Source organism: Neobacillus sp. S1227, from assembly GCF_055385255.1.
Genome location: NZ_AP038276.1, coordinates 4,721,182 through 4,732,778, shown reverse-complemented (window position 1 = coordinate 4,732,778; position 11,597 = coordinate 4,721,182). Strand labels below are relative to the sequence as shown.

Sequence of the window (11,597 nt, the reverse complement as noted above, 5' to 3'; positions counted from 1 at the left end):
GAAAACAATCTATGTACATTGGTGTTGATATGATCGAAATAGAGCGAGTTTCAAAACTCCTAAATTACGGGAACCAGATGTTAAATATATTTACCAAGAAAGAGTTGGATTTTGCCAATAACTTTGGGGCAAAAAGAAAAATTGAAACTTTAGCAGGTAAATTTGCTGCAAAAGAAGCTGCAGCAAAAGCACTTGGAACAGGATTTAACGAACTAATTAAGGCAAATGAAATTGAAATTTTAAATATGGACAATGGAAAACCCTACCTTGTGCTGCATAACGGGTCGTTTGAGTATGCGAATAAGTTAGACATACATGAATACCACATATCTATATCACATAATATGACAACGGCTATTGCATTTGTCGTACTCACATAAGGGTGTCAAAAGAAGTAAGTATTCTTTTTTTTGTAATAGTATAATTTTGAGGTAATTGTGATGGCCTACTTTATTGAAAAAGCGTACTATTCTTTATTTTATTTCTTTCTTGGTATATATGTATATCTCATTTATCCCTGGGGAAAAACATATTATTATGCGGATGTAAAAGCCTACTATTTCATTGGATGGATTCTTCTGATATGTGTTATTTACCTTTTAAGATTTTTATTGGGTAAAAAAAAGTTGATTTGGAAATTAGAAAAATTAGAAATACTTTTAGTTGTTTTCTTATGCTTGCTCTTATTCTCTACTTTTCAGTCTATTAAACCATCTTTGGTTGGGGAGGGGACGGAGCATCAAGGATTTCTTGTCATGCTTTCCTATATAGTATTATTCAGTTTGGCTTCACGAATAAATGCAGTGTATTTAGGAAGGCTTAGCAAAGTTATTATCATAGGTTCAGTCTTTGCTTCTTTTTATAGTGTTATTCAATATTATCATCTCGGCATTTTGCCTCAAGATTCAGTTTATAAGTTACAATTTGGTCAAAGGACTTATTCCTTTTTTGATAACCCGAATTATTTTGGTTCCTATTTGGTATTGGTCATTCCTTTGACTATAACAAACTATTTTTTATCGCAAGAGAGGAAATGGCGCGTTTTTTATTTTATCATTTTATGTTTTCACTTCCTTTCTTTAATTGAGTCACAGACAAGGAGCGCTTGGCTAGGAATAGGTATCAGTTTAACAATTATTTTAGTTTGGGTCTTCTGCAATTGGAAGGGGCTTAGGAAGAAATTAGCCTTTATATTAATTTCAGCATGTTTAATTTTTACTATCTCTGATCTAGTTTCACAACAGGGGTATTTTTCTCGTGCTTTAACAATTACAAATGATGTTCATAAAATCATCACGAATAATGATGCCGGTTCTGCTGGTGCTTCCCGTTGGGATATTTGGCAAATTTCTCTGCCCCTTATATCTGAACACTTTTGGCTTGGATCTGGTCCGAATACATTTGAACAGGTTTTTTATTCACAGGATTCAAATATAATAAAAGATTATTTAGGGAAAGGGAATGAAGTTCATGATGTAAACAATGATTATTTACAAATAGCCTTAACAATGGGAGTGCCAGCGTTAATATTATATTTACTAATCTTATCCATTATCGTTTTAACAGGGATTAAACAAGTCAGACAATTGGATATTCACCAGCAGTTGATTTCTATTGGCATATTGGCGGCAATTGTTGGATATTTAGTACAGGCATGTTTTAATATAAGCGTCGTTTCTGTGGCACCTTATTTTTGGCTGTTATTAGGGTTTTTCGTGAATAAGAATCGATTACAGTGCGTAGAAGAAAATCCTATTAGGGGTGCGGGTTAGGAATCCCTATTAAGCGGGCTTATCCTGGCAATAATAAAGAAACTCTAACCACCTTTGGTTAGAGTTTTACCATCTTAATGATGAAGTCAAATGAAACACTGCTTATTTCCAGCTCCGAACTTTTATACATGCAAAAACTTTACACATACCGGATATGGAACCTCGATATCTGATTTTAACAATGTAAGCTTTCCTGACTCAGAATCCCTTGCATATAGAACAAGATTGCCGGTTTCCTGATTCGAGGCAACAATGAATTTTTCAGATGGATCCAACGAAAAATCCCTCGGCCAGTCCCCCTCAGTAGACGCATGCTCAATAAACGTTAATTCACCTGTTTCCCCATTAACACTAAAAACAGCAATGCTGTTATGCCCGCGATTTCCTGCATACACGAACCTGCCATCGGAAGAAATATGGATTGCACTTCCCTGGTTATTCTCATTAAAATCCTCGGGAAGAGTAGAAATATATTGTTTTTCAGTAAAATGGCCATTTTCTGGATGATAGGTCAATACAATTACCTCAGAACTGAATTCTGTCATCAGATAGGCGATTTTCCCGTTTGGATGAAAGACCAAATGACGTGGTCCGCTGCCTGCTTTTAATGGCACTAACTTCACTTTTGTGAGTGTTCCGTCTTCCTCCACTTGATAGGCGATAAGGGCGTCAATTCCCAGTTCGACAACCGCTAAATATTTTTCATCAGGGGTGAGGCCTGCATAGTGGGTATGGGCTTTTTCCTGCCTTGGGTCCGGCCCGCGCCCTTCATGTTTGATACTGGATACAACAGGCTGCACGGAACCGTCTTCTTGGTTAATAAGATGTGACTCGACGGTTCCTTTATGGTAGTTGGCGCTGAAGACATATTTAGTCTGGCTGTCCACACTAACATGGCAAGGCGGTGAACCGGCGCTCATTTGACGGTTAATGACACTTAGGCTGCCATTTTCGTTGATTGAAAAGGCGGCCACACCACCAACTTCCCCCTCTTTCCCCACTGAGTAAAGAAAACGATTGTCGTTGCTAATCGTTAAGTATGTAGGGTTTTCCAGCTCCGCTGCCACTTTCACATTTTCAATCTTTCCTTCCTCGGTATTTAAGGTGAACGAGTAGACTCCTTTGCTATCTCCCTTTGTGTATGTTCCAATATAACCGGTGTACCTACTGTGATTCGTCATTGCTGTGCTCCTTTATATGAGTAATCTGTCTTATTTTATCAATTTTAGTTTAAAGTTATAAAAAATAACAACTTTAATAACTGCAATTCGCCTTCAATACATATATTTCGGAACCAATTATTTGCTTTATTCCAATAGATAAGTAATATTAAAACTATCTGGGAAAATAAATTCATCATATATAAAATAGTTTTTTCGAAGGAGTCTGATCATGGCAAATAATAAAAAAACAAACACGAAAAATTCATCATCAAAGTTTATTTTTTGGGTGGTAGGCTTAATTGCTTTTGGGATTTTGGCACTTATTTTTTTAGGCAACCACTCCAAAGATAAAGAAACCGTGAAATCGAATGAGATTGACTACAGCCATCAGCCGTTCTTAGGTAAGGAATCTGCCCCAGTATCTATCATTGAATTTGGGGATTATAAATGTCCGTATTGTAAGGAGTTTTCTGCATCCGCTGTTCCGTTTATTGAAAAGGAACTGATCGATACGGGAAAGGCTAAATTATACTTCTTTAATGATTCCTTTATTAACGTCGATTCTGAGCGTTCGGCAAAATTTGCGGAATCTGTTTATGCTGAACTTGGAAACGATACATTCTGGAAGTTCCATGATCTTCTTTATAAAAAGCAGCCTGAAGATCAGAAATATGAAAAAATCGATCTTTATACGGAAGAGTTCTTGACTGATACACTAAAGGAAGTGGCCAGTGACAAAGAAGTGGATAAGGTGGTTAAGCACTTCCAAGCCGACAAATCTAAGGATGCTTGGCAAAAGGATATGGATTATGTGAAAAAATTAAATGTTCAAGGAACACCCGCCTTATTTGTGAATGGTAAAAAGTTCGAAGGTCAATCCATCGACGACTTAAAAGAGATGGTCGAAAACGCCGCGAAGGGGAAGTAATATGAATAAATCCCTGCTTCTTTCCTGGATTGCCGCGCTTGTCGCCACTTTAGGGAGTTTGTATTTTAGTGAAGTGATGCATTTTATCCCTTGTACACTTTGCTGGTATCAGAGGATATTGATGTACCCGTTGGCAATAATGTTAGGGATTGCTGTATATCGTAACGATCTTGACATATATAAATATGTACTGCCATTATCAATCATCGGTATGCTGATATCCGGCTACCATACGCTGCTTCAAAGGCTTCCTTTCTTACAAAGGTTTGAAATGTGTACGAGCGGCGTACCATGCTCAAAGGACTATATTAATTGGCTCGGGTTTATCACCATCCCCATCTTAGCGTTCGTTGCCTTTACAATCATAACGATAAGTCTGGTGATCGTGGCGCACAGCCAAAAAGAAGAGACTATCCGCGGATAGTCTCTTCTTTATAACCTTTGCTGCTCTTGTTGTTTTACTTTCAATCGTTCTTCTAAAACATGCACGATTTGCAGGAAATGGTCTGCCTCTCTAACGACATGATCGGCTAATAGCGGATCAATGACATTTCTAATTTGGCAGGTTTTAATAAAATCTAGGCCGGCTTGCTTGAAAGCACGCAGTTCCTGAGTGGCTGTTTCACTGTCTTTATTAAGTTTGCCAATAATAGGATACGTAGGGCTTTTCTTATACAACATTGATTCAACATCTCGTGCCTGATTTAGGAGGACCTCAAAATCATCCCCAAATTTTCTGGCGGCAATCACCAGGTTCCGTTCAGATTGATCGAGAAGGGAGGCAATGAAGCGGGAATGCTCCATCATAATTTTTAGCCAAAAGACATTTTCTTTGATTATCGCATCTTGAATAGGGTCTAATATACCATCATTTAATTTTTTTAAAGTCCTCATAAAGTATTCAGCTTCACGGGCGATATGGTCTACAAGAAGCGGGAAGTTAAACCCCATGACTTTACAGTTGATGATTAAGATTAGCAGATTCCGCTTAAAGTTTCGCAATCCTAATACTAGCTGAATAGTATCTTCATTTAATTTCCGTACTGCTGTTACATTATAAGGAGTTTGATGAGCCCTTTTTTCTTGCTCAGCAAAGTATTGATAGAATCGATCTGTTTGCTGAATAAGCTGCTTGTCTTTTCTATTGAAGCCTTCCCCTAAAAAATAAGAATGCTCCTTCATAATCCTCAGCCAAAATTTATTTTCGGTTAAAGAACGTTCAATAAACATTTGCTCCGTAAGAGATTCGGGTGGTGATGCAAAGTTTTCCGGGGCAATTAACATTTTGTTAAATTCCTGTTCGCTCAGTCCCTGATAGACCATTAGCCGCCCTCCTTAAAACACGCATAGTACATTATATTTTGAGTTTTAGGGTTTATGTTAGGCAGCTTGGTCCAGTTTAAGAATTCTTACGCTAATCCAAGAAGCTTGTTTAATTTCTTCTCCTGAAAACCCAATATCAGTTTTCCATCAATAAAGGTAGCGGGGGTCGCAAAAATTTTCTTTTCCTTTAACTGATCCAAGTACTCCTTATTGGCAGAAGCATTCCGCTCTTCGAATTCAATTCCCTTTTCCTTTAAAAATGTTTTTACCTGATTGCAGTAAGAGCAGCCATTGCTGCTGTATACAATTACTTCATGAGGGACACCTGAAAAACCTCCATATTCAATCTTGTTATTAAAGATAATCAATCATTTACAATATTACAAGCTTGAAACATTATGTAAAAAAACAACCATAATATCCCAAAATTACAAACAACTAGTCGGTTAAAAAAGTTGGATGTTAATTCCAAGGGGCTAATGAAAGCTGAAATGTTAGGTGTTAGGTAATCCTTCCACATTTTGGTGAATGAATAAGTGTGTTACAACTGATAGCCTAGGATGTAGAGAAAACGAGCTACGAATCTAGGAGGTTATCAAATGAATAAACTTAAAAAACTAGTAATTGCAGCCGGATTAATGTTATCAATGTCAGCTTTTACTTTAAATGGACAAACAGAAGCAGCCACAACTACTCACACTGTACAATATGGTGAAACATACTGGAATATAGCAAAAGGATTCGGTGTTCCTGTTAATAGCTTAATGGCTGCGAATAATAGCAAACCGCTGATCGCAGGAAAAAATATTACTCTCCCAAACTCTCCAGTTACTTCTGCAGACAAAGAGTTAATGGCCCGTTTAGTCCGTGCTGAGGCTGTTGGTGAGCCATTTGCAGGGAAGGTCGCGGTTGCAGTTGTCGTCCTGAACCGAGTAAAAAGTGATCAATTCCCAAACAGCGTAAGGGAAGTTATTTATCAAATTTCAAATGGACATTATGCGTTTACTCCTGTAGAAAACGGTCAAATCAATCAGGCCGCTGATGCTGAATCAAAAAGAGCCGTAAACGAAGCAATTGCATTAATGGGTAAAGGAAATGGTTCTCTATTTTTCTATAATCCTAATACCGCCCAGAGCTCTTGGATTAAGTCACGTGCTGTGACTGTAAGAATCGGCAACCATGTATTTGCAAGATAATTTTAGTATTTGTAAAAAATTAATTTTTATTAAAGAGCAGTAATTCCAACATTTGGAATTACTGCTTTTTTGTTCCTTAATTTCTTATATATAGATGCTTCTAATAGCCGTGTGCTTGGTTGAGTTGATATAATAAAAGCAGTATAGAAGGGAAGGGGAGAATGCAATGGATACTTTAGGACAGAAATATCAAATATACCCAATGTATCTTGATGGTAAATGGGTGGGTCATGATTATGAAGCTATAACGGAAGTCGTAAACCCGGCGACCAAAGAAGTTATAGGAGCAGTACCAACTGGAGGTGCTTTTGAAGCGGAACAGGCTGTTGATGCAGCCCATAAGGCATTTAAAACCTGGTCGAAAAAAACAGCTGAAGAACGATATCAGCTTCTCATGAAATGGTACCAGTTGATTGATGAGAATAAACTTGAAATTGCTAAAATCATGACAATGGAGCAAGGGAAGCCTTTAAAAGAGGCAGTGGGTGAAGTCCAGTACGCCAATAGTTTCATTTCTTGGTTTGCGGAGGAAGGCAAGCGGGTTTATGGGGAAACGATACCGGCTTCTCATCCAAACAAGCGCATTCTTGTGCGCAAGGAGCCTGTCGGTGTTATTGCGGCGATTACTCCTTGGAACTTCCCGGCTGCGATGATTACTAGAAAAGTGGGTCCTGCTCTTGCTGCCGGTTGTACGGCCGTAGTTAAACCGGCTAATCAGACGCCTTTAACCGCGTTAAAGATAGCTGAATTAGCCCATGAGGCTGGAATCCCTGAAGGTGTTTTGAATGTAATAACAGGCCGATCGTCGGAAATTGGGGATGTTTGGTTGAAAGACTCTCGTGTTACAAAAATCACTTTTACCGGTTCGACAGAGGTTGGTAAAACATTAATGAGGGGCGCTGCCGAAACGGTGAAAAAAGTATCACTTGAGTTAGGCGGTAATGCACCGTTTATCGTCATGGACGATGCTAATTTAGCAAAGGCAGCGGCTGGCCTTGTCCAATCAAAATTCCGCAATGCCGGACAAACCTGTATTTGTACGAACCGAGTCTATGTACAAGAGGGTGTCGCAGAGGAATTTACGAAACTATTCCAAGCGGAATTGGAAAAGCTTAAAGTAGGAAACGGACTTGAAGACGGTGTTGATATTGGTCCATTAATCGACCAAGCAGCCCGCAGTAAGGTGGAAGAACTTTTACAAGATGCAATTGAAAAGGGAGGCAGGGTCGTTTATTCAGGGCTAAAGCCGGCAGAAGAGAATGGCTTTTTCTATGCCCCTACAATTTTAACGGATGTGCAAGATGACATGGAATGCATGAAGGATGAAATCTTTGGCCCTATTGCACCGATTGCGACCTTTAAAACGGAAGAAGAAGTGATTGAACGGGCCAATAATTCTAACTATGGTTTGGCTGCTTATGTCTATACTGAGAATTTGAGCCGTTCGTTTAGAATCACAGAGCAGCTAGAATATGGTATTGTCGGTCTCAACGATGCGCTTCCTTCCATCGCACAAGCACCGTTCGGCGGATATAAAGAAAGCGGTATTGGCCGTGAAGGCGGTCATTTCGGAATTGAAGAGTTTTTAGAGGTGAAATATATTTCCATTGGTTTGGACTAAAATAAAAAACAAGCCGTGTACCTGAACAACGGGTGGCACGGCTTGTTGTTTTTTTTGCTAAAACTGGACCATGTATCTTTTTACTTTTATTCATTTCGTTTACTGTGGTACGATAACGTATAAAAGCAGACAGGGAAATGGGGTTATAGGAAATTGATGAAAACGATTTTATTCGACGTTGACGGGGTTCTATTAAGCGAAGAACGTTACTTTGATGCTTCGGCGCTAACCGTCTGGGAGCTGTTGATAAGCAGTAATTACTTGGCTTTATCTCCTGAAAAATTTAAAACAGACTATAGCGATAAAGAAATAGAAGAAATTCGAAATCTTGTATTTGAAAATGATAAAATCCTAAAATTCCAAAAATCACGCGGTCTTAACGCCAATTGGGACATGATCTATCTAACTTTTGCTCACCAACTGATTCACCTTTTATCGCAAATCAAAGAATATGAAAATGAAAATATTAGAAAATGGTGTCAGGAACCCATAAATCGAGAGACCTTATTAGAGATTGGCGGGGTGTTGAATAATTATTCGGTTAAACTGGATTTCGGCTTGTTTGTGAGGGAGTTTGAGAGGTCAGAGGCAACTAAGCAAGAACTGCTTGATTATTTAAATGTACTTGTTTATGAGAAGCTGGGGGTGGATACCTCTAGTTTTCAGAAAGGGGAGCTTTGGTCGGTTTGTGAGCATGTGTCTCAGGAATGGTATGTGGGGGATGATAATGTTATTGCCTCAACCGGCAAACCATCTGTGCAGACGGGCAAGAAAGGCTTTTTGGTAAATGAAACAACTCTAGCCCCCAAAGAGGAGATAGAAGAGCTATTTAAATTTTTAAGTTCTTCAGAGATTGAGATTGGTATCGGAACAGGCCGCCCTGAATTGGAAACGATTCAGCCGTTTCAGCACTTGGATTGGTTAAAGCATTTTGATGTGAGCCGGATTGTCACTGCAGATGATGTCGCCAAGGCTGAAAAAGAACTTCCAGATGGGAAATCTTTATCAAAGCCGCATCCATATACCTATATATTGGGTCTGCATCGCAAAGGTCTGACCGTTCAGGAGTGTTTGAATGCGCCGCTGCCAATCAAAGATGGAGCTTCGGTCCTGATTGTAGGGGATTCATTGGCTGATCTTCTCGCTGCAAGGAAAATTGGCTGTCAGTTCGCCGCAGTTTTAACCGGGCTCTCAGGAAAAGACGCAAGAAGTGAGTTTGAAAAGCATAAAGCGGACTATATTCTCGATTCTGTACTTGATTTAAGAGAAATTCTTTAAAAAGAGCCTGCTATTAGCGTAATTTTTAAGTCTATTAGCGATTCAAAGTCATTTATTAGCGAATTTTAACGTTTTATTAGCGAATCTATAAATATAAACCGAGGGCCTAAAAAATTTCTATCGGCGGATTTTTGGTTCCAATCGGCGAATCTCAGCCCGCAATCGGCGAATTCAACCGTTCTATCGGCGAATCAAAAAGTTCCAATCACTCTGACCCCAAAAACAAGGCTGCTCCTACAAAAATGGAGCAGCCCTAAATAAAACACCTAAAAATCACACACTCTCCACAGCCTGCGGCTCAACGCGGCCTGCCTCAAACGTATCTACATTCGATAACTCCAAAAATTGTGCTTCGTCTAAACCCGGAATTTGGACTAGTTCACGGATGATTTCATTGCCGAGCGTCTTATCAAGCGTCAACACCATGATGGCCTCTCCGCCAACTTCTGTACGGCCAACCTGCATCGTACCGATGTTGATTTGATAGTCTCCAAGTAAAGATCCTACCTTTCCAATCATACCAGGCACGTCCTGGTGTTTAATATATAATAAATATTTCTCAGGCTTCACGTCAATCCGGTATTGATTAATCTTTACAATCCGGGCACCGTAGCCGTTCAACACAGTGGCCCCAATCCGAGCAGTTTCATCACCTTGCGAAACTGAAAGCTCCAAATAGTTGGCAAAGCCTTTATTTGTAGCGTTTTTCTGCACATTGTAGGAAACACCTTGCTCCTTCAATAAATGAAGCACGTTGATGAGATTGACAGAATCACTTAAATGGTAGGATAAAACACCTCTAAGCATTGTCCGTGTCAATAATTCTGTATCCTCATCGATTAGATCACCAAAATAATTGATTTCTATTTTTGTAGGTGCAGAGTTTTTCAATAATTGTATGACAAGCTGGCCCACTTGGTCGCCAAGTACTAAATACGGCTGAAGCTTGGCTTGCGTTTCGCCTGACATTTGCGGCATATTTACCGCATTTTGGATGGATTGTTTTTCAAAAATCTCAACGATTTCCGCGCTGACTTCCTCAGCTACCTTTTCCTGTGCTTCAACGGTGGAAGCGCCAAGATGCGGAGTAACGACAATATTCGGATTTTGCAATAGCTCTGGGTCAGCAACCGGTTCTTTTTCAAATACGTCAAGGGCAGCACCAGCAACATGGCCAGACTGAATGGCCCGGACTAATGCTTTTTCGTCAATGATACCGCCGCGGGCACAGTTTACGAAACGAACGCCTTTTTTCGTTTTGCTTAAAAATTCATCATTAATGATGCCCCTCGTATCATTGGTAAGCGGAGTATGAATCGTAATAAAATCTGCTTCCGCTGCAATTAAATCAAGGCTAGCCTTAGTAATGCCAAGCTTTTTCGCACGATCTTCCGTTAAATATGGATCAAAGCCTAAAATATTCATGCCGAAGCCTTTTGCACGTTTGGCAACTTCAGTACCGATCTTGCCCATACCGACTACACCAAGGGTCTTTTTGTACAATTCTACTCCTTTAAAGGAGTTGCGGTCCCATTCACCGCCGGCGGTCTTTTGGTGGGCCTGCGGGATTTTTCTTGCCATCGCCAGCATCATCGCCAAAGTGTGCTCAGTTGCAGCAATCGTGTTGGCACCTGGTGCGTTTATGACGATGATCCCTTTTTTGGTAGCAACGTTGACATCAATATTATCTACGCCGACACCTGCTCTAGCAATGACACGCAGGCGGCCCGCAGCCTCAAGAAGCTCTCCTGTTACCTTTGTTTGGCTTCTAACAATAAGGGCGTCATAATTACCGATAATCTTTTTTAATTCTTCTGTCGGCAGTGTTGGCTGTCTTTCCACAATGAAATTGGCATGGTCGACTAAGCATTTTAAACCTGTCTGGCTGATTCCGTCGGTTACAAGCACTTTGTACATTTTTAAAACCTCCAGTATGTTTTTTATAAAAATTTTAATAACTTACGGTATTCATATAAAAATAAAAAACGTCCCTCATAACAGACACAGTGGTCGTGTTATGAGGGACGTAAATAAACGTGGTGCCACCCTCTTTTACCGCAACACCGGTGCGGCCTCAAAGCAAATAACGGGTTATACCCGGGCTAACCTACTAACAATTTCAGCAGCCAGTTCAGAAGTGCTGGGCATTATAGAAATTAGCACCGGTTCACAGCATCCACCGGCTCTCTGAAGCTATCCCCTATTGCCGTCTTCATCATCACTTTTTCATTAATAGAATACACCTAATTGAGTGAAATTTCAAAATTTAATTGAATATAGCCATTATTCTACATCCCGCTTTCGGGCTTGTAAAGG

At 39.7% G+C, this 11,597-nt stretch carries 11 protein-coding genes and 1 other annotated feature; of the genes, 7 read left to right on the top strand and 4 right to left on the bottom strand.

Going from position 1 to position 11,597, the window contains the following annotated elements; genetic code table 11:
• Positions 1 to 11 precede the first annotated feature (11 nt).
• Together acpS and ACZ5AE_RS23805 are read left to right on the top strand one after the other, a co-directional pair.
• A complete protein-coding gene (acpS, locus tag ACZ5AE_RS23810; RefSeq protein ID WP_464566973.1) occupies positions 12 to 380 on the top strand; it encodes a holo-ACP synthase in 369 nt (122 codons plus the stop codon).
• Between the two features lie 60 nt (positions 381 to 440).
• The gene (locus tag ACZ5AE_RS23805; RefSeq protein ID WP_464566972.1) at positions 441 to 1,772 is read left to right on the top strand and encodes an O-antigen ligase family protein; all 1,332 of its coding nucleotides are present in this window, start codon (positions 441 to 443) and stop codon (positions 1,770 to 1,772) included.
• Positions 1,773 to 1,894: 122 nt separating this feature from the next.
• Here ACZ5AE_RS23805 and ACZ5AE_RS23800 read toward each other — a convergent pair whose 3' ends face one another.
• A complete protein-coding gene (locus ACZ5AE_RS23800) occupies positions 1,895 to 2,953 on the bottom strand; it encodes a lactonase family protein (RefSeq protein WP_464566971.1) in 1,059 nt (352 codons plus the stop codon).
• Between the two features lie 211 nt (positions 2,954 to 3,164).
• On the opposite strand from ACZ5AE_RS23800, the gene ACZ5AE_RS23795 reads away from it, so the two are divergent.
• Together ACZ5AE_RS23795 and ACZ5AE_RS23790 are read left to right on the top strand one after the other, a co-directional pair.
• Positions 3,165 to 3,863 (top strand): DsbA family protein, encoded by a 699-nt coding sequence (locus ACZ5AE_RS23795; protein ID WP_464566970.1) that lies wholly within the window; start codon positions 3,165 to 3,167, stop codon positions 3,861 to 3,863.
• A 1-nt stretch (position 3,864) separates the two neighbouring features.
• Entirely contained in the window at positions 3,865 to 4,287 is a 423-nt protein-coding gene (locus ACZ5AE_RS23790; RefSeq protein ID WP_464566969.1) for a disulfide oxidoreductase, read from the top strand.
• 8 nt (positions 4,288 to 4,295) lie between these two features.
• On the opposite strand, the gene ACZ5AE_RS23785 is transcribed toward ACZ5AE_RS23790, so the two are convergent.
• Together ACZ5AE_RS23785 and ACZ5AE_RS23780 are read right to left on the bottom strand one after the other, a co-directional pair.
• On the bottom strand, positions 4,296 to 5,186 hold the full coding sequence (locus ACZ5AE_RS23785) for a DUF2935 domain-containing protein (RefSeq protein ID WP_464566968.1): 891 nt from the start codon (positions 5,184 to 5,186) through the stop codon (positions 4,296 to 4,298).
• Positions 5,187 to 5,272: 86 nt separating this feature from the next.
• The gene (locus ACZ5AE_RS23780; protein WP_464566967.1) at positions 5,273 to 5,554 is read right to left on the bottom strand and encodes a glutaredoxin family protein; all 282 of its coding nucleotides are present in this window, start codon (positions 5,552 to 5,554) and stop codon (positions 5,273 to 5,275) included.
• Between the two features lie 231 nt (positions 5,555 to 5,785).
• On the opposite strand from ACZ5AE_RS23780, the gene ACZ5AE_RS23775 reads away from it, so the two are divergent.
• From ACZ5AE_RS23775 to ACZ5AE_RS23765, 3 genes are all read left to right on the top strand, one after another.
• Positions 5,786 to 6,382: a cell wall hydrolase gene (locus ACZ5AE_RS23775; protein WP_464566966.1), complete on the top strand. Its 597-nt coding sequence runs from the start codon at positions 5,786 to 5,788 to the stop codon at positions 6,380 to 6,382.
• A 202-nt stretch (positions 6,383 to 6,584) separates the two neighbouring features.
• Complete coding sequence (locus tag ACZ5AE_RS23770) at positions 6,585 to 8,003, top strand: NAD-dependent succinate-semialdehyde dehydrogenase (RefSeq protein WP_464573724.1); 1,419 nt, start codon at positions 6,585 to 6,587, stop codon at positions 8,001 to 8,003.
• A 156-nt stretch (positions 8,004 to 8,159) separates the two neighbouring features.
• Entirely contained in the window at positions 8,160 to 9,281 is a 1,122-nt protein-coding gene (locus ACZ5AE_RS23765; protein ID WP_464573723.1) for an HAD family hydrolase, read from the top strand.
• A 273-nt stretch (positions 9,282 to 9,554) separates the two neighbouring features.
• Here ACZ5AE_RS23765 and serA read toward each other — a convergent pair whose 3' ends face one another.
• Complete coding sequence (serA, locus tag ACZ5AE_RS23760) at positions 9,555 to 11,198, bottom strand: phosphoglycerate dehydrogenase (RefSeq protein WP_464566965.1); 1,644 nt, start codon at positions 11,196 to 11,198, stop codon at positions 9,555 to 9,557.
• A gap of 100 nt (positions 11,199 to 11,298) precedes the next feature.
• Positions 11,299 to 11,509: a binding site (T-box leader), on the bottom strand.
• Positions 11,510 to 11,597: the final 88 nt, after the last annotated feature.